Origin of the sequence: Rhizobium sp. M1 (genome assembly GCF_002531805.1) — a bacterium.
GTDB classification, from domain to species: Bacteria; Pseudomonadota; Alphaproteobacteria; order Rhizobiales; family Rhizobiaceae; genus Rhizobium; species Rhizobium etli_C.
Window position 1 is genome coordinate 16,049 of record NZ_NWSW01000041.1, and the last position, 22,308, is coordinate 38,356.

The window sequence follows — 22,308 nt, forward strand, 5'->3', positions numbered from 1 at the left end:
GTCGCCGGCTTGCACATCCGCGCCGCAAGGTGTTAGCTGCTGCAGCATTTCACCGGAAGCCAGACTATGCGACTGCCCTCCCATGATCGTTACGACGATCTCTATCGTGATTTCTCCTGGCGGATTCCGGAAGACTTCAATATCGGCCGCGCCGTCAGCGACGATTGGGCGGCGAGAGATCCGGAGCGTGTCTGTCTCGAACATTTCAGTCCGGACGGCGACCATCTTTCGCTGACCTATGGCGAGCTTTCCGGCAGCTCTTCCATGTTCGCCAATGCGCTGGCATCGCTCGGTATCAAGCGCGGCGATCGCGTCGCGCTGCTGATGCCGCAATCCTTCGAGACCGTGGTTGCGCATGTCGCGATCTATAAGATGGGTGCAATCGCCTTGCCGCTGGCGTTGCTGTTCGGCGTCGAGGCGCTGGAATATCGGCTGAGGATCTCGGGTGCGGCGGCAATCGTCACCAATGATTTCGGCCTCGATCGCATCCGGCAAATCCGCGATCGTCTGCCGGAACTGCGCCATGTGATCAGCGTCGATCGCGCTCCCGACGCTCTCCCCTTTGCCGATCTCATCGTATCGTCTGCGCCGGTCTTCGAAGGAGAAAAGACAACGCCCGACGATCCGGCGCTGATGATCTTCACCTCGGGCACAACAGGGCCGCCGAAAGGCGCGTTGCATGGTCACCGTGTTCTGCCCGGCCATATTCCCGGCATGCAGTTCGCCCATGAGGGTTTTCCAAAGGTGGGCGACAAGGTCTGGACGCCGTCCGACTGGGCCTGGGCGGGCGGTCTGCTCAACGCGCTGCTGCCGAGCCTTCTGCTCGGGATTCCCGTCGTCTCGTCGCCGGCGCAGAAATTCGATGCCGACATGGCCTATCGGATCATGGCGGAGATGGATGTGCGCAATGCCTTCATCCCGCCGACGGCGCTGAGGCTGATGCGCGCGGTTCCCGATCCCCGCTCGAAATATGATCTGGTGCTGCGCACGATCGGCTCGGCCGGGGAGGCGCTCGGCCGCGAGACCTATGAATGGGCGCGGCGCACGCTCGGCATCACCGTCAACGAATTCTACGGCCAGACGGAATGCAATTTCGTGCTCTCGTCGGCCGCTGCCCACGGCGTCACCAAAGCGGGCGCCATCGGCCGGGCGGTGCCGGGGCACCGCGTCGCGATCGTCAGTGAGGCCGGCGACGAATTGCCGGCGGGCGAGCCGGGCCAGATCGCCATCGCCAGTCCAGATCCCGTCATGTTCCTCGGCTATTGGAACGATACAGCGGCGACGACGCGAAAATTCGCCAAAGGCTGGCTGCTCACCGGCGATATCGGCCGGCAGGACGCGGACGGCTATATCACCTTCGAGGGCCGTGACGACGACGTCATCACCTCATCCGGATATCGCATCGGCCCGGCGGAAATCGAGGATTGCCTGATCGGTCATCCTGCGGTGCAGCTTGCCGCCGCCGTCGGCAAGCCCGATGCCATGCGCACCGAGATCGTCAAGGCCTATATCGTGCTGGCGCCGGGCCATTCGCCGAGCGAGGCCCTGGCCGCCGATATTAGGGACTGGGTGAAGATGCGGCTTTCGATGCACGAATATCCGCGCGAGGTGGAATTCGTCGAATCATTGCCGCTGACGACCACGGGCAAGGTGATCCGCCGGCTGCTGCGAGAGAAAGCTGCGACGGAAGGTTAGCCCCGGCCGGCGAGCGACATGATCCTTTCGCGCAGCATCTTCGCCATATTGCGGGTGCTGCGGTACATGTGGAGCTGGGCGGCGACCTGGCGCATGTCGCGGTCGCCGTTCTGCGTCAGGCCGATCACCAGGGTTCCCATCTCCTCGCGCTCCTGCCAGAAGCGGCTCATGATCGGGTGGTCGGAGACGGCGCAGGAATCGGAGCGGACGATATTGGCGTCGTCGAGATGCCATTCGGTGAGTTCGCTCATCAAAAGCTTGCCCGGAGAATAGCGGGCATAGTTTTCGTTATAGGCCGTCTTCCAGGTATAGGCCTCGCCGCCCATCATCAACACCACGATGGCGGCGATCGCCTTGCCGTTGAGGTCGATCGTATGAATGCGCACGGCGTCGACGGCGGCAAGGTTCGACACGGCCTCGCGGGCGAAGGCGGTATGATAGCGGTCGGTGACGAGAGCGCTCCGCCGCTTGCCCTTCCAGCCGCCGGCCTCCATCGCCAGGAATTCTTCGAAGCGGACGTGGATTTCGCGCGGCTGGCGGGCGACGGCATAGACCGCCGTTCCGAGTTCTTCCAGCTGACGCCACTGGCGGCGCATCTCGCGCATATGCGAGGAGGAGATGGTTTTGCCGAGATAGGCAGGCGCCTCTTCTTCGCTCTGCAGCATCGGGCGGAGATAGGGATTGGTCACGGTGAGCGGCAGATTGCGGCCGAGCGCCACGGCCTTGAGCATGCGCACGAAAATTCCGTTCAACCTCAGATCGGGCAGGACCAAGGTGCCCGGCAGGTTGAGATCAGGAACGGTCAGCCCCTCGAAGAAATTGTCGAGGGTTTCGGCCGCATCCTCGCTGTCGACGAGCGGCGTGCCGAGCGGGCCGAAGCTGTTCGACCAGCCGCGGATGATCGACGGGCCGACGGCAAAACCCGGCTTGTCGACCGAAAACGGCAGCAGGAAACGCATGCGGCTGCGGCCGGCATTGTGGTCGCGGATCAGGGCGAAATTCACCTGCCTGTCTTCGAGCCGCGGCATGGCGGGCGCGAGGAAGCGGCCGGAGAAAAAGACGTTCGGCTCCATCGCCCGGTTGGAGAGGAAGTCGAGCTCATCCTGAAGTTCGTAGCCGAGCTTGCCGGGATAGAGGCAAAGTTCGCGTCCGGGCCGGCCGATCTCGGCACGGGCCTCGGCCTGCGGTGCCTCGAAATGCAGCGAGGCGAGATCATGGATCATGCGGTTGGTGATGCTGTCGGTGCTTTCGGTGACGGGGGGCGGACGCACCATCTATCGAACTCTCATTTCTGGCGTTGCGGCGGAGGGGCTGGCGAAGGCGAAGAGGACGATGCCGAGCGTGCGGCGCACGGCAACATGCAGAAGAACGGCCTCGACCGCCATGGCCGAGGCGGTGGCAATCGCGGTGCCTTCGATGCCGTAATGCGGGATCAAAGCGAGGTTGAGACCGACATTGGCGGCCAATGCGCCGGCATAGAGCGCGACGCAGAGATTCTGCTTGCCGGCCATCATCAGCAGCGTTTCGGCCGGGCCGACCAGCGATTTGGCGAGGATGCCGACAAGCAGGATCGCCATGACAAGATAACCCGCGGTGAAGGCGCCGCCGAACAGCGACAGCAGCAGGTGGCCGGCGGCGAGAACGGCAAGACCGACGCCGAGCGCCGGCCAGAAGGTCCAACGGGCGGCATCGGTGGCGGCGATCGCCAACTGGGCATGGTCGCCCTCGGCGATGATCGAGGAAAAACGCGGGCCGGAAGCGGCCTTGACGGAGAAATTGATGAAATGCACCAGCGCCATGGTCTTGGCGGCGGCGAAATAGATGGCGACGTCATGCGGCTCAAGGAAGATGCCGACAACGACGACGTCGGAATTGGTCAGCAGGAAGCTGACGCCCTCGATCAGGAAGATCGGGAAGGCGACACTGAGCCAGGCGAGAAAATCGACCTTGCGCGGACCGTCGTCATAATGCCGGCGTAGGCGGTAAAGCGTCGCGCAATATTGGCCGAGTGCAGTGACGAAGGTGGCCACGAGCGCCGCCTGCATGGCGGTGACGGCCGTATGCTCTGCGCCCGTCGCAATCGCAATCAGCATGCAGGCGATGATGAGGATCGGCCGGATAATATAGACCGGGCCCAGCGCCATCACCGGCCAGTGGTTCGCCCGCGAGGTGCCTTCCAGAATATCGCCAAGCGCGATCATCGGCATGGCAAACAGGCCGATGAAGATCGGGACGAGATAATATGGCTCGATCAGATCACCGAAGAAATGCAGCCCGAGCATGCCGGCGGCAAGCATCGCCGTGCCGGACAGCAGCGCGAAGATGCGCGCCGTACCCGTCAGGCCGCGGATTTCCTCGAAGGCGCCTGCCGCCTTGTACTGCGGCAGAAAGCGAATGATCGCGGTGTGGAAGCCAAGGCAGGAGAGGTCGCCGAAGACGACGACCAGCACCCAGACGAAAACGAAGATGCCGTATTCATATTCGCCCATCAGCCGGGCGAGCACGATCTGGGAGACGAAAGCAAGTGCGGCGCTGAGGATGCGGATCGAAAAGGCCGTCAGCGCCATGCGCTGGGCGGCGGCCTTCTCGCCGCCTTCGGTCAGCACGGCCGCAAGCATGCGCAGCGTTCGGCCGCCGATCGGGCGCAGGCCCGCCGGCAGCATCTTCTCCGCTGTTTCTATGACCGCCATGATGAACACGCAAAACTCTGAGGTCAGGCAAATCGTCCCAGAAGTCTTGACAGAGCAGGGTTAAGAAACGGTTCCGGAACGGCCCTTGGCCCGCGGACCTGGAACTCTAGAGCTTCTCCGGGCTAGCTTGAAGCATTCTGCCGGAGCAGGTTTTCGTCAGGGCAGAGGCGATTGGCGATGGGCATACCCCAAGGTACGTCCGAGCCGATCGCCTCTGATCCTGGCGGAAAGATGCCCGGCCCTTCGGGTTGGCTGAACCGGGCCGGCTGATCGACCGGCCGGCTTGGCCGGAGAGCTGGGCTACGACACGCGCCGGCCGGTCGACCATCCGACTCCGTTTGAGCCAACAGAATGATTCAATCTAACCCGGAAAAGCTCTAGCTGGCCGGGGTTACCGCAGAAAAGCAAATGCCGCCCGGAGGCGGCATTTTCAGATTTGTCGTATTTGCTCAGACCTGTTCGAAGGCGCCGTGGCAATGCTTGTATTTCTTGCCTGAGCCGCAGGGGCAGGCCTCGTTGCGGCCGACCTTGCCCCAGGTGGTGGGGTCCTCGGGATTGCGGTTCTCGGGCGCGACGGTCACTTCGGAGGCCTGGTAGATCGGAGCGAAATCGTCCTCGCCGGTCGTCGGATCGAGATGATGGGCCTGCATCAGCGGCGGTTCGGGTTCGGCCGGCGCCTGCTGCACCAGTTCGACGCGCATCAGCTGGGCGGTGACGGCTTCGCGCAGATTGTTGAGCAGGGCGGTGAAGAGCTCGAAGGCTTCCGACTTGTATTCCTGCAGCGGATCGCGCTGGGCATAGCCGCGGAAGCCGATGACCGAGCGCAGGTGATCGAGGTTGACGATATGCTCGCGCCAGAGGTGATCGAGCGTCTGCATGACGATCGAGCGCTCGACATAATGCATGATGTCGTCGCCGAAACGCTCGGCCTTCTCCGTGAAGGCGGCATTGGCGGCTTCCGTCAGGCGCTCGCGAATATCGTCCTCGCCGATGCCTTCCTCCCTGAACCAGTCCTCGATCGGCAGATCGAGGTTCAGGATATTGGTGACGCCGGTCTTCAGGCCGACGGCATCCCATTGTTCGGCATAGGCGCGTTCCGGGATATGCTTTTCGACCAGATCTTCGATCACTTCGCGACGCATGTCGGAGACGGTCTCGGAGATATTGGTCGATTCCATCAGCTCGAGACGCTGCTCGAAGATCACCTTGCGCTGATCGTTGAGAACGTCGTCATACTTCAAGAGGTTCTTGCGGATGTCGAAGTTGCGGGCTTCGACCTTCTTCTGCGCGCGCTCCAGCGCCTTGTTGATCCAGGGATGGACGATCGCCTCGCCCTCCTTGAGGCCGAGCTTGGTCAGCATGCTGTCCATGCGGTCGGAGCCGAAGATGCGCATCAGGTCGTCCTGAAGCGAAAGGTAGAATTTCGAGCGGCCGGGGTCGCCCTGACGGCCGGAGCGGCCGCGCAGCTGGTTGTCGATACGGCGGCTTTCATGGCGTTCGGTGGCGATGACGTAGAGACCGCCGGCGGCCAACGCCTTTTCCTTGAGGCTTTTGATTTCCTCGACGATCGCCTGGATCTTGGCGTCGCGCTCCGGACCCGCCTCGACATCGCCGAGTTCGCGCTCGATGCGCATGTCGAGGTTGCCGCCGAGCTGGATGTCGGTGCCGCGGCCGGCCATGTTGGTGGCGATCGTGACGGCGCCCGGCACGCCGGCCTGGGCGACGATATAGGCTTCCTGCTCGTGGTAGCGGGCGTTCAGCACCTGGAAGTCATTGAAGCCCTGCTTGCGCATGCGCTCGGCAAGCAGTTCCGATTTCTCGATCGAGGTTGTGCCGACGAGCACCGGCTGACCGCGCTTGTGGGCGTCGAGGATCTCTTCGATGATCGCCTTGAACTTTTCGTCGAAGGTCCGGTAGACCTCGTCGTCCTCGTCGAGACGCTTGATCGGCAGGTTGGTCGGGACCTCGATGACATCGAGATTGTAGATATTGCCGAATTCTTCCGCTTCCGTCTGCGCCGTGCCGGTCATCCCGGCGAGCTTGTCGTACATGCGGAAATAATTCTGGAAGGTGATCGAGGCCAGCGTCTGGTTTTCCGGCTGGATCTGCACCTTTTCCTTGGCTTCGAGCGCCTGGTGCTGACCTTCCGAATAACGCCGGCCCGGCATCATGCGGCCGGTGAACTCGTCGATGATGACGACTTCGTCGTTGCGGACGATATAGTCCTTGTCGCGCTGGAAGAGCTTGTGGGCCTTCAGCGCATTGTTGACGTGGTGGACGATCGCAACATTCTCGATGTCGTAGAGCGCATTGCCCTTCAGGAGGCCGGCCTGGCGGAGCAGGTTTTCCAGCTTCTCGGTGCCCTCTTCGGAGAAGTTTGCGGAGCGCTGCTTCTCGTCGATCTCGTAATCGCTGGGGGCGAGCAGCGGAATGAAGGCGTCGATCGTATTGTAGAGTTCGGAGCGGTCGTCGAGCGGGCCGGAGATGATCAGCGGCGTGCGCGCCTCGTCGACGAGGATCGAGTCCACTTCGTCGACGATCGCGAAGTTGTGGCCGCGCTGGACCATCTGGTTCTTCTCGTACTTCATATTATCGCGCAGATAATCGAAGCCGAGCTCGTTGTTGGTGGCATAGGTGACGTCGCAGGCGTAGGCGGCGCGGCGCTCCTCGTCGGAGAGACCGTGGACGATGACGCCCGTGGTCATGCCGAGGAAGCCGTAGACGCGGCCCATGGTCGCGGCGTCGCGCTGCGCGAGATAATCGTTGACGGTGACGACGTGCACGCCCTTGCCGGAAAGCGCGTTCAGATAGACCGGCAGGGTGGCGACGAGGGTCTTGCCTTCGCCGGTCTTCATCTCGGCGATCGCATTCGAATGCAGGATCATGCCGCCGATCAGCTGTACGTCAAAAGGTCGCAGGCCGAGAACGCGGCGCGAGGCCTCGCGCACGACGGCAAAGGCGGGGATCAGAATGTCGTCGAGCGTCTTGCCTTCGGCCAGAAGAGCGCGGAATTCCGCGGTCTTTGCCGCGAGCTGCTCGTCCGTCAGGGCTTTCGTCTTCTCTTCGATGGAATTGATCGCGGTGACGTTCGGCTGGAAGGACCGCACGCGGCGATCATTGGACGACCCAAATAACTTGCGGGCTATACCGCCAAAGCTGACCATGTGACTGGTCCTTTCTCAATATTCATCCGCGACGTTTCTTGTCCGCGGCCCAGCCGAAAATCAGGCGCACGCCTTGAAACGCCCGGAAACTGTTCTGGACGCGAGGTTGCGTGACAGATAAGAGGGGGGTCGAATGATGTCAACGGATTTGGCGGATACAGAAAGGCCACAATCCGGTGTTGATGGCTATTTTGAGCTGGAATAGGCGATGCTGACGCCGGCGATGAAACTGTGAAGGGTTATTTGATGTTGAGCACCAATAAATTCGCCCTGCTGGCGTTTGCAACTTTCGTTGCATTCCAGGCTCCGGCCCATGCAGAGGACGCCGTCGTCGCCAAGGTCGGCAATCTGGAGATCCACCAGTCGGAACTCGATCTTGCCGTCGCCAATCTCGATCCGCAGCTGGCGCAGCTTCCCGACGACCAGAAGAAGGTCGCAGCTCTCTCCGCCGCCATCGACGTGAAGCTGCTCGCTGCCGACGCCATCACCGAAAAGCTCGACCAGACCGAAGAATTCAAGAAGCGCATGCAGTATCTCTCCGATCGCGAGCTGCATAACGCCTATTTCAAGAAGCATGTCGTCGACACCGTGACGCCCGAAGAAATCAAGGCGCGCTACGACAAGGAAGTCGCGGCCCTGCCGAAGCAGGAGGAAGTCCACGCCCGCCATATCCTCGTCAAGACCGAGGACGAAGCCAAGGAGATCATCAAGCAGCTCGACGCCGGCAAGGATTTCGCCGAACTCGCCAAGGAAAAATCCACCGATCCGAACAAGTCGGAAGGCGGCGATCTCGGCTATTTCTCGCGCGGCCGCATGGTCAAGGAATTCGAGGACGCAGCCTTTGCGCTCGAGAAGGGCACTTATTCCAAGACCCCTGTGAAGACCGATTTCGGCTATCATGTCATCAAGGTCGAGGACAAGCGCGACGCTCCGCCGCCGCCTTTCGATCAGGTGCAGGACCAGGTTCGTCAGCTCGTCATGCGCGACAAGTATCTTGCCCTCCTCAACCAGGCCAAGACGTCCGCCAAGATCGAGATCACGGACGAGACGCTGCGCAAGGGCTATGATCAGGCCAACAAGCAGCCGGAACCGGGCAGCGAGCCTGCCCAGCCGGCGCCGAAGCAGTAATATCCGCATCAGGGCCCGGTTCTTCCGGGCCCTTCCTTATCGTTGTTGTTGTCGCATTTCCGGACGGCGAGCCGGTTTCCATTTCGCCGGGAAATGCTCATTGGCAGGTTTCATCATGTCCGGTTCCGTTTCTCCGCTCGCACCGAAATCCTTCGTCCAGATGCCTTCGCTGCGCGGCGTGCGCATGGCGACGGCCTCCGCCGGCATCAAGTACAAGAACCGTACCGACGTGCTGATGATGGTCTTCGACAAGCCGGCCGCCGTCGCGGGGGTGTTTACCCGCTCCAAGTGCCCGTCGGCGCCGGTCGATTTTTGCCGCGCCAACCTGCCCCATGGCAGCGCCCGGGCCGTCGTCGTCAATTCCGGCAATGCCAATGCCTTTACCGGCATGAAGGGCCGCCAGGCGACCGCGCTGACGGCGAAATCGGCCGCGGCCGCGGTCGGCTGCGGCGAGAACGAGGTCTACCTGGCCTCGACCGGCGTCATCGGCGAACCGCTCGATGCCACCAAATTCTCAGGCGTCCTGGATAAGATGCAGGCCGAGGCCACCAGCGATTTCTGGCTCGAAGCCGCCAAGGCGATCATGACGACCGACACCTATCCGAAGGTTTCGACCCGCAGCGCCGAAATCGGCGGCGTTGCCGTGACGATCAACGGTATCGCCAAGGGTGCCGGCATGATTGCGCCCGATATGGCGACGATGCTCTCCTTCGTCGTGACCGATGCCGACATCGCGCCGGCCGCGCTGCAGGTGCTGCTGTCGGATGGCGTCGGCCCGACCTTCAACTCCATGACCGTCGACAGCGACACCTCCACGTCCGACACGCTGATGCTGTTTGCGACGGGTGCGGCGGCCGAAGACGGCCAGGCCCGCATCGAACGCGCCGACGATCCCCGGCTTGCCGCCTTCCGCGCCGCTCTCAACGAAGTGCTGAAGGATCTGTCGCTGCAGGTGGTGCGTGACGGCGAGGGCGCCACCAAGATGCTCGAAATCACGGTGACGGGTGCCGAGAGCGACGCCGCCGCCAAGCGTATCGCGCTGTCGATTGCCAATTCGCCGCTGGTCAAGACGGCGGCCGCCGGCGAAGACGCCAATTGGGGCCGGATCGTCATGGCCGTCGGCAAATCCGGCGAGATGGCCGACCGCGACCGGCTGGCCATCTGGTTCGGCGACGTCAGGGTCGCGGTCAACGGCGAGCGTGATCCCGATTATTCCGAGGAGGCCGCCTCGAATGTGATGAAGGCGCAGGATATCCCCGTCAAAGTCGATATCGGCCTCGGCTCTGGTTCGGCAACCGTCTGGACCTGCGACCTCACCAAGGAATATGTTGCGATCAATGGCGACTATCGGAGCTGATCGTTCGTTGGAGCAGGCATCTATTTCCTCGCAGAATTTGCCGCTGGTCCGCAGGCTGGAGGCTGTCGGTTTTCGCGCCTGGCCGGCGGCATCCGTGCAATATGACGGCAGTTGGCAGGTCCGGTTGACGGCTGGCCACCCGTCCAATCGGCTGAATTCCATCGTGCCGCTCGATCCCTCGGACCATCGCGATGTCGAGATCCGCCTGGAAAAGGCGAGCCGCAAGTTCGAGGCCTATGGCCGCGCCGCCGTCGTCCGGCAGACGCCGCTGGCGTCGCCGGTGCTGATCGAGCTTCTCAGCGCCCAGAACTGGACGCGATTTGACGAGACCGTGGTGATGACGTGCGATCTCGCCGAGGCTGCACTGCCGGATACGCTCGATCATCTGCCGACCCATGACGTCGGCCGTTTCGTCGATGCCAATCTGACGGTCGAGAGGGCGCCGCTGAGCTTGAAGCCGGCGCTTGCCGAAATCATTTCCGCGATCAAGCCGCCGTCGGGCCTCTTCATGATCGAAAATGCGGCAGAGGGACCGCTCGCGACCGTGCTCTGTGTCCAGGACAACGACCTTGCCGGCATCATGTCGCTTTCGGTCTGCGAAACGCGGCGGCGCGAAGGACTGGGCACCGAAATCCTGACTTCGGCGCTGCGCTGGGCTCGCATGCGCAGCGCCCGATCGGCCTGGCTGCAGGTAAAGCTTTCCAACCGCCCGGCGATCGCACTTTATGAGCGCCTCGGGTTTCGCGATGCCTATCATTATTGCTACTGGCAGCGAGAGACGCGATGAGCGAGGCAGGCCGGAAGATATTGCTGGTCGCCGCCTGCGCGCTGATCGATGCCGATGGGCGTATTCTATTGGCACAGCGTCCCGAGGGAAAATCGCTTGCCGGGCTCTGGGAGTTTCCCGGCGGCAAGGTCGAGCCCGGCGAGACGCCGGAGGAGACGCTGGTGCGCGAGCTCGAGGAAGAGCTCGGCATCAAGACGAAGATCGCCTGCCTCGCGCCGCTGACTTTCGCCAGCCATTCCTACGAGACGTTCCATCTCCTGATGCCGCTTTATATTTGCCGGCGCTATGAAGGCATTGCACAGGGCCGCGAGGGGCAGGCGCTGAAATGGGTGCGTGCGGGGGCTCTGCGGGATTACCCGATGCCGCCGGCCGACGAACCGCTCATCCCGATGCTGCAGGATTTGCTTTAAAGCGCCTCTCGTTGAGCTTGGTCCGTGCGGCCCGCCCGCGATTTTTGTTTTGTCGATGTGTCATTATTCTGCAGTCGCCCGACATTTCCAGGCGCTGTGCATTAGCGTTTGCTGATTATTATTGTGCCGTGCTGTTTTCGGCTGTGGATATTAATGGATCGTTTAACACCTTCTGCCAAAGATCGGCCTCAATCAAGCATCTGGCGTGCGTATTTAAAAGGCTTGACCTCATGGACGATGATTTCTGGAAAGCGGTCCGGGAAAAGGAACGGGCTTCGTCTGCCTCGCGCAGGACGGGTGCGCTCAATATCGCCCTTCTCTTTGGCACGGCGGTGGTCGCGCTGACACTGATCCTGACGCCGATGCTTGCCGATTCTTCGAAGAAAAGCGTCTTTGCCAGCGCGCCGGTGGATTTCGACACGATCACCACCGGATCGATCCCGAAGAACGAAGGCGGCAAGCGCTATACGATCCGCCGCAGCGTCCTGCAGGAGACGCCCGGCTCGGTCTGCGTCGTCGAGGGATACGGGGTCGGCGCCGGTTGCTGAAAATGAAGGCCATCGCCTGATGGCCTGCAATTGGTCATTGCAGTCGATTCACGCAAAGGGTTGGGGTAATGCGTCTTTTGAAAGCATTTCTTGCGGACGGCACAGGTGCGACGGCGGTCGAATATGGCCTGATCGCCGCCGTCATCTGCACGGCGCTCGTCTCGGGTCTCGGTATTTTTAGCGGCAGCCTGCAGAACGTCTTCAGCGTTGTCAGCAACAATATTACCGTCAATTGAAGAGGCGGCCGACTACTTTTGACGGGCTGCAGCATGATGGGCTGCACTAACCGCTGACACTTTTCGATATCATCCGCTATTGCCTGAGCTTGTGCTCGTCCACTTTCAGCGCATCGGCAAGGCGTGCCTTGGCCGAACCCGGCTGGAGCGGCTTCTGCTGGCTCTCGTGAGCCGCCCATCCGGAGACATAGATGATCGAAAAGGTCGCGCGAATGCGTCCGTCCGGATCGGAATAGCGCTCGGCATAGATCTCTGCCGCGCGCAGGAAGAAGGCGCGGGTCAGGGGCATGCGGCCGCGGGCTGCGAGCGGATTGCTCATGCCCATGGCTCGGAGATCGCGCATCAGCGGAAACAGAGAATCATATCGTACCGTATAGGTCTCGGCGTCGATCACCGGCAGGGTGAAGCCGGCGCGCTGCATGAGACTGCCGACATCGCGCACATCGGCGAAGGGGATGACGCGCGGGCTGGCGCCGCCGGTCATGTCGACCTCGGCGGTCAAGAGGGCGTCGCGCAGTTCCTGCAGCGTGCCGGCGCCGGGAATGGCCGCTAGGAACAGGCCGTCCGGTTTCAAGGCACGGCGAATCTGGATGAAAACGCCCGGCGTGTCGTTGGTCAGATGCAGGCTGAGCGGCGCAAGCACGAGATTGGTCGATTGCGGCTCGAGCGGCACATCTTCGAAAGGCGCTTCGATCAGGGTTTCGCCTCGGCCCGCATAGGCCTTCTCGCTCTCGACGCGGATCATCGTGCCGATCTTGCCCGTCGCCATTGCCGCGCGGGCCGCTGCACCGGTTGTACCATGCAATTCGACGGCGGTTTCGAAACGCCGCTCGACGACCGCCAGCCTCTCGGCCATTTCCTCTGCCGCGATGTCCAGCAGGAAGGCGGCTTTCGGGTCGTTGTTGACAAGCGCGCGATGGCGATGTGCGGCGATCAGGTCTCTGTCGAAGATCGTTTCCATGGCGATGTCCATAGTCCGGCCTCGCTGACGCGGCAAGACGATTTTCCTTTGGATGAGAACAGGCTAGTCTCGTCGGCATGGGACCGATCGATTTCGAAAGACCGGCGGAGTTCTTGCGGACGCAGCTCTGGCGGCCGTTTTCGGCGCTTGTCGATTTTCTCTATCCGCCGGCTTGTTCCGTCTGCGGTATTTCAACCGGCGGCCATCGCGGGCTTTGCGCGAAATGCTGGTCCGGCATCCGCTTCATCGAACGGCCCTATTGCGAGGTGCTCGGCATCCCGTTCTCGCACGATCTCGGCGCCGGCATTCTCAGTGCCGAGGCGATCGCCAACCCGCCGCCTTTCGACCGGTTGCGGTCGGCGGCGACCCACGACCATGCGGTCCGTGATCTCGTGCATGGGTTGAAATATCGCGATCGCACCGATCTGGCGCCGATGATGGCCGGCTGGATGCTGCGCGCCTCCGACGGGACGGTCGAAAGCTGCGATGCGCTGATTCCGGTGCCGCTGCACCGCACCCGCATGCTGGCCCGCAAGTTCAATCAGGCTGCCGAGCTTGCCCGCCATATGGCAAGGCTTTCCGGAAAGCCGCTGCTTGCCGCCACCCTTATCCGCGTCAAGCGCACCAGCCAGCAGGTTGGCCTCGGCGCCAAGGCGCGCGAGGACAATGTCAGAGGCGCTTTCGCGATTGCCAAGGGTCGCGAAAACGACATTTTCGGCAAACGCATCGTCCTTGTCGACGACGTCTATACGACAGGGGCGACGGTCGCCGCCGCAAGCCGGACGCTGCGCAAGGCGGGTGCGGCCGAGATCTCGGTTTTGACCTTTGCAAGGGCTCTCTCCGAGCCTATATGACAGAAATACCCGGCATCCGTCTGGAGATATTATGGTACCCGTCACGATCTATACACGACAGTTCTGCGGCTATTGCAGCCGCGCCAAGTCCCTTCTTGAAGAAAAGGGCGTCGACTACGTCGAGCACGACGCGACCTATTCCCCGGACCTTCGCCAGGAGATGATCGGCAAGTCGAACGGGCGGACCACCTTTCCGCAGATCTTTATCGGCGCCGCACATGTCGGCGGCTGCGACGATCTCTTTGCGCTCGATCGCGCCGGCAAGCTCGATCCGATGCTGGCGGCCTGAGGAGGAACCGATGAGTTTCAAGGCTGCCGCCATCCAGATGTGCTCCGGGGTCGATCCGGTCAAGAATGCCGCCGCCATGGCGCGGCTGGTGCGCGAGGCTGCCGCCCAGGGCGCGACCTATGTGCAGACGCCCGAGATGACCGGCATGCTGCAGCGCGACCGCGCGGCGGCGCGTGCCGTGCTCGCCGACGAGACGCATGACGTCATCGTCAAGACCGGCTCCGAGCTTGCCAGGGAGTTCGGCATTCACATGCATGTCGGCTCGACGGCGATCGCGCTTTCCGACGGCAAGATTGCCAATCGCGGTTTCCTGTTCGGTCCCGACGGCAGGATCCTCAATCGCTACGACAAGATCCATATGTTCGATGTCGATCTCGACAATGGCGAGAGCTGGCGTGAAAGTGCGGCCTATACGGCCGGTTCGGAGGCGCGCGTCCTGTCGCTGCCTTTCGCCGAAATGGGTTTCGCGATCTGCTACGACGTGCGCTTTCCCGCCCTCTTCCGTGCCCAGGCTGTTGCCGGCGCCGAGGTGATGACGGTTCCCGCCGCCTTCACCCGGCAGACGGGCGAAGCGCATTGGGAGATCCTGCTGCGTGCTCGCGCGATCGAGAACGGTGTCTTCGTCATCGCCGCAGCGCAGGCCGGCCGGCACGAGGACGGGCGCGAGACCTTCGGCCATTCGATGATCGTCGATCCCTGGGGCACGGTGCTGGCCTCCGCCGGTGCCACCGGAGAGGCGGTCATCCTCGCCGAGATCGATCCCGGCGCGGTCAAGGCTGCGCATGACAAGATCCCGAACCTGAGGAACGGCCGGGAATTCTCGGTCGAAAAGATTGCGGGGGCAGTCGAAGGAGGCGTCGCCGCTTGATCCGCTATTCTCTCACCTGCGACAATGCCCATGAATTCGAAGGCTGGTTTTCGGAAAGCGCCGACTTCGACCGTCAGGTCGCGACCGGTTTCCTGACCTGCCCGGTCTGCCATTCCGCCACCATCTCCAAGCTTCTGATGGCGCCTTCCGTTTCGACGGCGCGCAAGAAGGACGAGAGGCAGACCCTGGCGATGGACGCGATGCGGCAGGAGGCCCTGCAAAAACTGAAAGAGGCCGTCGCCGCCGTCAAAGCCAATTCCGAGGATGTCGGCACGAAGTTTCCCGAGGAGGCCCGCAAGATCCATTATGGCGAGGCGGATGCCCGCGGCATCATCGGCCAGGCGACGTTGGACGAGGCGCAGGCGCTGGTGGAAGAAGGCATCGAGATCGCTGCTATTCCGGTTCTGCCGGAGGATGTGCACTGAAATTCAACCGGCGCATTGGCCCCAATGCCGAAATGTAGCCGGCTTATGAATGCCGGATCAAGCCGGCCGTTTCGCCAGCAGCATATAGTTCACGTCCATATCTCTCGACAGATTCCACTGGTTCGACAGCGGATTGAAGAAGACGCCGGTGCGGTCGGTGATCTCGAGACCGCTTGCGGCAAGCGGCTTTTCCAGCTCTTCCGGGCGCACCAGCTTTTCATACTGGTGGGTGCCGCGCGGCAGCCAGCGTAAGATGTTCTCGGCGGCGAAGATGGCAAGGGCTGCCGCCTTCATCGTGCGGTTGATGGTGGCAACGAAGATCAGGCCGCCGGGGCGGACCATTTTTGCGCAGGTCGTCATGAAGAACTCGACATCGGCGACGTGTTCGACCACTTCCATGTTCAACACGATATCGAAGGTCTCGCCGGCATCGGCAAGCTCCTCGGCGGTGACGGCGCGGTAGTCGACCGAAACGCCGGAGGCTTTCGCATGGGTCGAGGCGATCCCGATATTTTTCTCGGAAGGGTCCGCGCCGGTGACGGAGGCGCCCATGCGGGCGACCGGCTCGGACAACAGGCCGCCGCCGCAGCCGATATCGAGGACGCGCAGACCCTCGAGCGGCCGAGGGCTTTTCGGATCGCGGCCGAAATTCTCGCAGGCCTTGTCTCTAATATAGGCGAGCCGGACGGGATTGAATTTGTGCAGCGGTTTGAACTTGCCGGTCGGGCTCCACCATTCCGCCGCCATCGCCGAGAAGCGGTCCACTTCGCCCTGGTCGATCGTGCTTCTGGCGCCTTCCGTCATCGTCCACTCCTTCGTTCGTCAAATGTGAAGTCGGATGATCACAGGCATAAGTCAAGGGGCGCGAAGCAGGAGACCGGCAGGCGTCGAGCCACCCGGCAACTGCTTTTATCGCGCGCGCTTGCCTACCCCCGCCAAACTCGCTAAGAGACGCCGCAACTTGGGGCCTTACAGGCCTGGGCTTTTAGAGCGGTTCCAGAAATTGTAACTCGGCTCTTTCGCCAAGCGGTCCGCCCCAGAGCTTTCGTGATGCCGGGTCCGGGTTTCCGTTTTCCGGCGCCAGTCGTGGTAGAGGCATATGGCACGCATCGTAATGAAATTCGGCGGCACGTCCGTCGCTGACCTGGACCGCATCAAGAACGTTGCCCGCCATGTGAAACGTGAAGTCGATGCCGGCCACGAGGTGGCGGTGGTCGTTTCGGCCATGTCCGGCAAGACCAACGAGCTGGTCGGCTGGGTGCAGGGCATGCCGAAGGTGATCGGCGCCAACTCTCCGTTTTACGATGCGCGCGAATATGACGCGGTCGTCGCCTCCGGCGAGCAGGTGACCTCGGGGCTGCTGGCGATTGCGCTGCAGGCGATGGATATCAATGCGCGCTCCTGGCAGGGGTGGCAGATCCCGATCCGCACCGACAACGCTCATGGCGCGGCGCGCATCCTGGAGATCGACGGCTCCGACATCATCAAGCGCATGGGCGAGGGGCAGGTCGCCGTCATATCAGGTTTCCAGGGGTTGGGTCCGGACAACCGCCTCGCCACACTCGGACGCGGCGGATCGGATACGTCGGCCGTCGCCATTGCGGCCGCTGTCAAAGCGGATCGCTGCGATATCTATACCGATGTCGACGGCGTCTACACGACCGATCCGCGCATCGTGCCGCAGGCGCGCAGGCTGAAGAAGATCGCTTTCGAAGAAATGCTCGAGATGGCCTCGCTCGGCGCCAAGGTGCTGCAGGTGCGGTCGGTCGAGCTTGCCATGGTGCACAAGGTGCGTACCTTCGTGCGCTCGTCTTTCGAAGATCCCGATGCTCCGGGCATGGGCGATCTGTTGAACCCGCCCGGAACGCTGATTTGTGACGAGGATGAAATCGTGGAACAGGAAGTAGTCACCGGCATCGCCTATGCCAAGGATGAGGCTCAGATCTCGCTTCGCCGTCTTGCCGACCGGCCGGGCGTCTCCGCCGCGATCTTCGGGCCGCTTGCCGAATCCCATATCAATGTCGACATGATCGTCCAGAATATTTCCGAGGACGGATCGAAGACCGATATGACCTTTACCGTGCCGTCTGGCGACGTCGAGAAGGCGATCAAGGTGCTCGGCGACCATAAGGAGAAGATCGGCTACGACGTCGTGCAAAACGAATCGGGGCTGGTGAAAGTCTCGGTCATCGGCATCGGCATGCGCAGCCATGCCGGCGTTGCTGCTACCGCATTTCGTGCACTTGCCGAAAAAGGCATCAACATCAAGGCGATCACCACCTCCGAGATCAAGATTTCCATCCTGATCGACGGTCCTTATGCAGAACTCGCTGTCAGGACTTTGCATTCCTGCTACGGTCTGGATAAGAATTGATTCCCAGCGGGCGGCCTGCTCCTTCAGGTTGAGGAGACGACGGCGGGCCGGCCGGGACAGAGTGCGTTGTTTCGGGAGCTTGAGACGTCATGAGAGACCTTTCCGGCGGTCCGCGCGTGCTGCTCAGGCGGCTGCGCGAGTTGATGGCAGAGCCGCTGGAGCCGCAGGATCGTCTTGACCGGATCGTCCGGCAGATCGCCGGCAACATGGTGGCGGAGGTTTGCTCCGTCTACGTGCTGCGCGCCGATGGCGTGCTTGAGCTCTACGCCACCGAAGGCCTCAACCGCGAGGCCGTGCACCTGGCGCAGCTGAAGATGGGGCAGGGCCTCGTCGGCACGATTGCGGCTTCAGCGCAGCCGCTCAACCTTTCCGACGCGCAGTCGCATCCGGCGTTCCGCTACCTGCCGGAGACGGGTGAAGAAATCTACCATTCCTTCCTCGGCGTGCCGATCTTGAGGACCGGGCGCTCGCTCGGCGTTCTCGTCGTGCAGAACAAGGCGAGCCGCACCTATCGCGAGGAAGAGGTGGAAGCGCTCGAGACGACGGCAATGGTGCTTGCCGAGATGATCGCCACCGGCGAGCTGAAGAAGATCACCAAGCCGGGCCTTGAACTCGACCTGACGCGCTCGGTGACCGTCGATGGCGACACGTATAATGACGGCATCGGCCTCGGCTACGTCGTGCTGCACGAGCCGCGCATCGTCGTTACCAACCTGCTCAACGAGGATGCGGAGAAGGAAATCCGGCGGCTGGCTGAAGCCATGGGTTCGCTGAGGATATCGATCGACGACATGCTGTCGCGTCGCGACGTGTCGATGGAGGGCGAGCATCGTGAGGTGCTCGAAACCTACCGGATGTTCGCGCATGACCAGGGCTGGGTGCGCAAGCTCGAGGAGGCGATCCGCAACGGCCTGACGGCGGAAGCGGCGGTTGAGAAGGTGCAGAGCGACACCAAGGCGCGGATGATGCGGTTGACCGACCCCTATCTGCGCGAACGCATGCATGATTTCGAGGATCTGGCGAACCGTCTGCTTCGGCAGTTGACCGGTTATACCGGGCGCACGACCGCGGAAGGTTTCCCCAACGACGCGGTCATCCTGGCGCGTGCCATGGGGGCAGCGGAACTGCTCGATTATCCACGCGCCAATGTGCGCGGGCTGGTGCTGGAGGAAGGGGCGGTGACGAGCCATGTGGTGATCGTCGCGCGTGCCATGGGCATTCCTGTTATCGGCCAGGCGGCGGGTGTCGTGGCGCTCGCCGAGAACGGCGATGCCGTGATCATCGACGCCGACGAGGGGCATGTGCATCTGCGGCCGATGACCGATCATCGCCGTTCCTACGAGGAAAAGGTCCGCTTCCGCGCCAGACGGCAGGAACAGTTCCGGGCGCTGCGCGCCATCGAGCCGGTCACCAAAGACGGCAAGCGGATCTCGCTGATGATGAATGCCGGGCTGCTGGTCGATCTGCCGCAGCTATCGGAATCGGGTGCGGAGGGTATCGGCCTCTTCCGCACCGAGCTGCAATTCATGATCGCCTCCACCATGCCGAAGGCGGACGAGCAGGAGCAGTTCTACCGCAACGTGATCAAACAGGCGGCCGGCCGCGTCGTCACCTTCCGCACGCTCGATATCGGTGGCGACAAGGTCGTGCCCTATTTCCGCGGCCACGAGGAGGAAAACCCCGCACTCGGCTGGCGCGCCATCCGGCTGTCGCTCGACCGGCCGGGACTGTTGCGCACCCAGTTGCGCGCCCTGCTGAAGGCGTCGGCCGATACCGAGCTGAAGCTGATGGTGCCGATGGTGACCGAGGTTTCCGAGCTGAGGATGGTGCGCGAGCTCCTGCAGAAGGAAGTGCAGCATCTCTCGCGCTTCGGCCACGGGCTGCCGCGCAAGCTGCAATTCGGTGCGATGCTTGAGGTGCCGGCGCTGCTCTGGCAGCTCGACGAGTTGATGGAGGCGGTCGATTTCGTTTCGGTCGGTTCGAACGACCTCTTCCAGTTCTCGATGGCCGTCGACCGCGGCAATGCGCGTGTGTCGGACCGCTTCGATCCGCTGGGCAAGCCGTTTTTGCGCATCCTGCGCGACATCGTGCGTGGGGCGGACCGGAACAAGACGCCGGTGACGCTTTGCGGCGAACTTGCCGGCAAACCGCTCTCGGCAATGGCGCTGCTCGGCATCGGCTTCCGCTCGATTTCGATGTCGCCGGCCTCGATCGGGCCAGTAAAAGCGATGCTGCTCGGGCTCGATGTCGGCGCGCTGGCGAAGGCGATGGATGACGTGCTGGACGACAACAGCGCGACGGTGCCGATGCGCGAGGTGCTTGCCCGCTTCGCCGAGAGCCACAATATTCCCCTTTAGGCCTATATTAAGAAGAATCGGAGTGAAGGGTGGCGAAGCTTCCCGTTGAAAAGATGCGCGAGCTGGAACGCCGTTTCGACGAGATCGAAGCGCGCATGTCGGCGGGCCCGGCTGCCGACGTCTATGTGAAGCTTGCATCCGAATATTCCGAGCTGCAGCCTGTCGTCACGAAGATCCGCGCCTACGAGAAGGCGATCGCTGAACTTGCCGATCTCGACACGCTGCTCGAAGACAAATCGGTGGATCGCGAGATGCGCGATCTTGCCGAACTCGAACTGCCCGAGGTGAAGGAGCGGATCGAGGCGCTGGAGCAGGAAATGCAGATCCTGCTTCTGCCGAAGGATGCGGCGGATGAAAAAAGCGCAATCCTGGAAATCCGCGCCGGCACCGGCGGCTCGGAAGCAGCCCTTTTTGCCGGCGATCTCTTTCGCATGTACGAGCGTTTCGCGGCCGAAAAGAGCTGGAAGGTGGAGGTGCTCTCGGCAAGCGAGGGCGAAGCCGGCGGCTACAAGGAAATCATTGCGACGATCACCGGGCGCGGCGTCTTTGCCAAACTGAAATTCGAATCCGGCGTACACCGGGTGCAGCGTGTGCCGGAAACCGAGGCGGGCGGGCGCATCCATACCTCGGCCGCGACGGTGGCGGTGCTGCCGGAGGCAGAGGAGATCGACATCGAAATCCGGCCGGAAGATATCCGCATCGACACGATGCGCTCCTCCGGTGCCGGCGGCCAGCACGTCAATACGACGGACTCGGCGGTGCGCATCACCCACCTGCCGAGCGGCATCGTCGTCACCAGCTCGGAAAAATCGCAGCATCAGAACCGCGCCAAGGCGATGCAGGTGCTGCGTTCCAGGCTCTACGATGCCGAGCGGCAGCGGGCCGACAGCGAACGCTCGGCCGACCGCAAGAGCCAGGTCGGCTCCGGCGATCGCTCGGAACGCATCCGCACCTATAATTTCCCGCAGGGACGCGTGACGGACCATCGCATCAATCTGACGCTCTATAAGCTCGACCGGATGATGGAGGGTGAAATCGAGGAGGTCGTCGATGCGTTGATGGCCGACTATCAGGCAAGCCAGCTGGCGCAGCTCGGCGAGCAGCTATGAGCCGGACGGTCGCCGATATGCTTGCCGAAGCGCGCCGTCGCTTCACGGAGGCAGGCATCGCCGATCCGGCAACCGATGCGCGCCTGCTTGTCGCGGGCCTTCTGAAACAGTCATCGACCGAACTGTTGACGCGATCGGCCGAGAAGCTTTCTGCTGATCAGATCGCGGTGATTTCCAAGGCGCTGGAGCGGCGGCTCGGCCATGAGCCGGTGCATCGCATTCTTGGCGAGCGGGAATTTTACGGCCTGGCGCTACAGCTTTCGGCGGAGACCCTGGAGCCGCGGCCGGATACGGAAATTCTGGTCGATACGGTGCTTCCCTATCTCAAGGACCTTGCAAAGGTCCACGGCCATCTCCATATTCTTGACATCGGAACAGGGACCGGGGCGATATGCCTTGCGCTGTTGAGCGAGTGTCTTGAGGCTTCAGGCATCGGCAGCGACATATCGGCGGATGCCCTTGGAACGGCAAGATCAAACGCAGAAAGAAACGGGTTGCAGGATCGCTTTCAGGCCGTACGGTCGAAATGGTTCGAGAAGATCCAGGGCTCATTTCACGCGATTGTCTCAAATCCGCCCTATATTGCCTCCAATGTCATTCACGATCTCGCTCCCGAAGTGACGAAATTTGATCCGGTTGCGGCTCTGGATGGCGGCCCGGATGGGCTTGACGCCTATAAAGCCATAGCCAAGGATGCGGCAAGGTTCATGAGGCCCGATGGGGTTCTTGGACTGGAAATCGGCTACGATCAGCGAAACGATGTGACGGCGATCTTCGAAGCGAAAGGCTTCAGCTGCCTCAAATCCGTGAAAGATTATGGTCAGAATGACAGGGCGCTCATGTTCGCGCTCGCGTAAAAGGCGATAATTGCGGCATTGGACGGGACATTATTGTTATTGCGAAGAAAAGGCTTGGATTTCCCAGGGAAGCAATATAGGTTGCGGACACGTGTTGGGCAGATAGGAATGAACGAGATTCGTTCGGTACTTGGTTTGCCTCGGGGGTCCGCTCTTTTAAACGAGAGTTTCAACGGTTGAACACGACCCAACGCGTGAA

Annotated in this window: 20 protein-coding genes; 15 read left to right on the top strand and 5 right to left on the bottom strand. The window is 62.1% G+C overall.

Annotated elements, in window-relative coordinates; all coding sequences use genetic code 11:
• Positions 1-66: 66 nt before the first annotated feature.
• Complete coding sequence (locus tag CO655_RS28785) at positions 67-1,695, top strand: AMP-binding protein (RefSeq protein WP_097667594.1); 1,629 nt, start codon at positions 67-69, stop codon at positions 1,693-1,695.
• On the opposite strand, the gene CO655_RS28790 is transcribed toward CO655_RS28785, so the two are convergent.
• The 3 genes from CO655_RS28790 to secA form a co-directional block, all read right to left on the bottom strand.
• Positions 1,692-2,969, bottom strand: coding sequence for a GNAT family N-acetyltransferase (locus CO655_RS28790; RefSeq protein ID WP_097608950.1), 1,278 nt, complete (start codon positions 2,967-2,969; stop codon positions 1,692-1,694). The two genes, CO655_RS28785 and CO655_RS28790, sit on opposite strands and share 4 nt — an antisense overlap.
• A complete protein-coding gene (locus tag CO655_RS28795; RefSeq protein ID WP_097608966.1) occupies positions 2,970-4,385 on the bottom strand; it encodes an oligosaccharide flippase family protein in 1,416 nt (471 codons plus the stop codon).
• Positions 4,386-4,834: 449 nt separating this feature from the next.
• Positions 4,835-7,549, bottom strand: coding sequence for a preprotein translocase subunit SecA (gene secA, locus CO655_RS28805; protein WP_097608951.1), 2,715 nt, complete (start codon positions 7,547-7,549; stop codon positions 4,835-4,837).
• A 246-nt stretch (positions 7,550-7,795) separates the two neighbouring features.
• Between secA and CO655_RS28810 the strand changes: the two genes are divergently transcribed.
• The 6 genes from CO655_RS28810 (at position 7,796) to CO655_RS28835 (ending at position 12,015) form a co-directional block, all read left to right on the top strand.
• The gene (locus CO655_RS28810) at positions 7,796-8,677 is read left to right on the top strand and encodes a peptidylprolyl isomerase (RefSeq protein WP_010030474.1); all 882 of its coding nucleotides are present in this window, start codon (positions 7,796-7,798) and stop codon (positions 8,675-8,677) included.
• A 115-nt stretch (positions 8,678-8,792) separates the two neighbouring features.
• On the top strand, positions 8,793-10,034 hold the full coding sequence (gene argJ, locus CO655_RS28815) for a bifunctional glutamate N-acetyltransferase/amino-acid acetyltransferase ArgJ (protein ID WP_097608952.1): 1,242 nt from the start codon (positions 8,793-8,795) through the stop codon (positions 10,032-10,034).
• A complete protein-coding gene (locus CO655_RS28820; protein ID WP_097667595.1) occupies positions 10,015-10,821 on the top strand; it encodes a GNAT family N-acetyltransferase in 807 nt (268 codons plus the stop codon). The genes argJ and CO655_RS28820 overlap by 20 nt, the downstream gene beginning before the upstream one ends.
• Positions 10,818-11,231 (top strand): 8-oxo-dGTP diphosphatase MutT, encoded by a 414-nt coding sequence (gene mutT / locus CO655_RS28825; RefSeq protein WP_009995355.1) that lies wholly within the window; start codon positions 10,818-10,820, stop codon positions 11,229-11,231. The genes CO655_RS28820 and mutT overlap by 4 nt, the downstream gene beginning before the upstream one ends.
• A gap of 230 nt (positions 11,232-11,461) precedes the next feature.
• A complete protein-coding gene (locus CO655_RS28830) occupies positions 11,462-11,779 on the top strand; it encodes a hypothetical protein (protein ID WP_004671792.1) in 318 nt (105 codons plus the stop codon).
• 68 nt (positions 11,780-11,847) lie between these two features.
• A complete protein-coding gene (locus tag CO655_RS28835) occupies positions 11,848-12,015 on the top strand; it encodes a Flp family type IVb pilin (protein WP_097608954.1) in 168 nt (55 codons plus the stop codon).
• A gap of 76 nt (positions 12,016-12,091) precedes the next feature.
• On the opposite strand, the gene CO655_RS28840 is transcribed toward CO655_RS28835, so the two are convergent.
• Entirely contained in the window at positions 12,092-12,976 is an 885-nt protein-coding gene (locus CO655_RS28840) for a methyltransferase domain-containing protein (protein WP_097608967.1), read from the bottom strand.
• Between the two features lie 77 nt (positions 12,977-13,053).
• Between CO655_RS28840 and CO655_RS28845 the strand changes: the two genes are divergently transcribed.
• Genes CO655_RS28845 through CO655_RS28860 form a run of 4 tightly spaced genes read left to right on the top strand, consistent with a single transcriptional unit; the run spans position 13,054 to position 15,412 of the window.
• Positions 13,054-13,830, top strand: a complete 777-nt coding sequence (locus CO655_RS28845) for a ComF family protein (protein ID WP_097608955.1) — start codon at positions 13,054-13,056, stop codon at positions 13,828-13,830.
• Between the two features lie 31 nt (positions 13,831-13,861).
• Positions 13,862-14,119: a glutaredoxin 3 gene (gene grxC, locus CO655_RS28850; protein WP_097608956.1), complete on the top strand. Its 258-nt coding sequence runs from the start codon at positions 13,862-13,864 to the stop codon at positions 14,117-14,119.
• A 10-nt stretch (positions 14,120-14,129) separates the two neighbouring features.
• Positions 14,130-14,987: a carbon-nitrogen hydrolase family protein gene (locus CO655_RS28855; RefSeq protein WP_097667596.1), complete on the top strand. Its 858-nt coding sequence runs from the start codon at positions 14,130-14,132 to the stop codon at positions 14,985-14,987.
• Positions 14,984-15,412: a DUF1178 family protein gene (locus tag CO655_RS28860; RefSeq protein WP_011426961.1), complete on the top strand. Its 429-nt coding sequence runs from the start codon at positions 14,984-14,986 to the stop codon at positions 15,410-15,412. The genes CO655_RS28855 and CO655_RS28860 overlap by 4 nt, the downstream gene beginning before the upstream one ends.
• Positions 15,413-15,469: 57 nt before the next feature.
• Here the strand turns inward: CO655_RS28860 and ubiG are convergent, their stop codons facing one another.
• Entirely contained in the window at positions 15,470-16,216 is a 747-nt protein-coding gene (gene ubiG, locus CO655_RS28865; protein ID WP_097667597.1) for a bifunctional 2-polyprenyl-6-hydroxyphenol methylase/3-demethylubiquinol 3-O-methyltransferase UbiG, read from the bottom strand.
• A 295-nt stretch (positions 16,217-16,511) separates the two neighbouring features.
• On the opposite strand from ubiG, the gene CO655_RS28870 reads away from it, so the two are divergent.
• From CO655_RS28870 to prmC, 4 genes are all read left to right on the top strand, one after another.
• Positions 16,512-17,786, top strand: coding sequence for an aspartate kinase (locus CO655_RS28870; RefSeq protein WP_097584677.1), 1,275 nt, complete (start codon positions 16,512-16,514; stop codon positions 17,784-17,786).
• 89 nt (positions 17,787-17,875) lie between these two features.
• Complete coding sequence (gene ptsP / locus CO655_RS28875; RefSeq protein ID WP_097584679.1) at positions 17,876-20,143, top strand: phosphoenolpyruvate--protein phosphotransferase; 2,268 nt, start codon at positions 17,876-17,878, stop codon at positions 20,141-20,143.
• A gap of 29 nt (positions 20,144-20,172) precedes the next feature.
• On the top strand, positions 20,173-21,252 hold the full coding sequence (gene prfA / locus CO655_RS28880; protein WP_097608960.1) for a peptide chain release factor 1: 1,080 nt from the start codon (positions 20,173-20,175) through the stop codon (positions 21,250-21,252).
• Entirely contained in the window at positions 21,249-22,109 is an 861-nt protein-coding gene (gene prmC, locus CO655_RS28885; RefSeq protein ID WP_097608961.1) for a peptide chain release factor N(5)-glutamine methyltransferase, read from the top strand. Before prfA ends, prmC begins: the two co-directional genes overlap by 4 nt.
• Positions 22,110-22,308: the final 199 nt, after the last annotated feature.

Bases quoted from the DNA above. Each gene is read 5' to 3' on its own strand.
- CO655_RS28785 (WP_097667594.1), top strand. From the start codon at position 67: ATGCGACTGCCCTCCCATGATCGTTACGACGATCTCTATCGTGATTTC.
- CO655_RS28790 (WP_097608950.1), bottom strand. From the start codon at position 2,969: ATGGTGCGTCCGCCCCCCGTCACCGAAAGCACCGACAGCATCACCAAC.
- CO655_RS28795 (WP_097608966.1), bottom strand. From the start codon at position 4,385: ATGGCGGTCATAGAAACAGCGGAGAAGATGCTGCCGGCGGGCCTGCGC.
- secA (WP_097608951.1), bottom strand. From the start codon at position 7,549: ATGGTCAGCTTTGGCGGTATAGCCCGCAAGTTATTTGGGTCGTCCAAT.
- CO655_RS28810 (WP_010030474.1), top strand. From the start codon at position 7,796: ATGTTGAGCACCAATAAATTCGCCCTGCTGGCGTTTGCAACTTTCGTT.
- argJ (WP_097608952.1), top strand. From the start codon at position 8,793: ATGTCCGGTTCCGTTTCTCCGCTCGCACCGAAATCCTTCGTCCAGATG.
- CO655_RS28820 (WP_097667595.1), top strand. From the start codon at position 10,015: ATGGCGACTATCGGAGCTGATCGTTCGTTGGAGCAGGCATCTATTTCC.
- mutT (WP_009995355.1), top strand. From the start codon at position 10,818: ATGAGCGAGGCAGGCCGGAAGATATTGCTGGTCGCCGCCTGCGCGCTG.
- CO655_RS28830 (WP_004671792.1), top strand. From the start codon at position 11,462: ATGGACGATGATTTCTGGAAAGCGGTCCGGGAAAAGGAACGGGCTTCG.
- CO655_RS28835 (WP_097608954.1), top strand. From the start codon at position 11,848: ATGCGTCTTTTGAAAGCATTTCTTGCGGACGGCACAGGTGCGACGGCG.
- CO655_RS28840 (WP_097608967.1), bottom strand. From the start codon at position 12,976: ATGGAAACGATCTTCGACAGAGACCTGATCGCCGCACATCGCCATCGC.
- CO655_RS28845 (WP_097608955.1), top strand. From the start codon at position 13,054: ATGGGACCGATCGATTTCGAAAGACCGGCGGAGTTCTTGCGGACGCAG.
- grxC (WP_097608956.1), top strand. From the start codon at position 13,862: ATGGTACCCGTCACGATCTATACACGACAGTTCTGCGGCTATTGCAGC.
- CO655_RS28855 (WP_097667596.1), top strand. From the start codon at position 14,130: ATGAGTTTCAAGGCTGCCGCCATCCAGATGTGCTCCGGGGTCGATCCG.
- ubiG (WP_097667597.1), bottom strand. From the start codon at position 16,216: ATGACGGAAGGCGCCAGAAGCACGATCGACCAGGGCGAAGTGGACCGC.
- CO655_RS28870 (WP_097584677.1), top strand. From the start codon at position 16,512: ATGGCACGCATCGTAATGAAATTCGGCGGCACGTCCGTCGCTGACCTG.
- ptsP (WP_097584679.1), top strand. From the start codon at position 17,876: ATGAGAGACCTTTCCGGCGGTCCGCGCGTGCTGCTCAGGCGGCTGCGC.
- prmC (WP_097608961.1), top strand. From the start codon at position 21,249: ATGAGCCGGACGGTCGCCGATATGCTTGCCGAAGCGCGCCGTCGCTTC.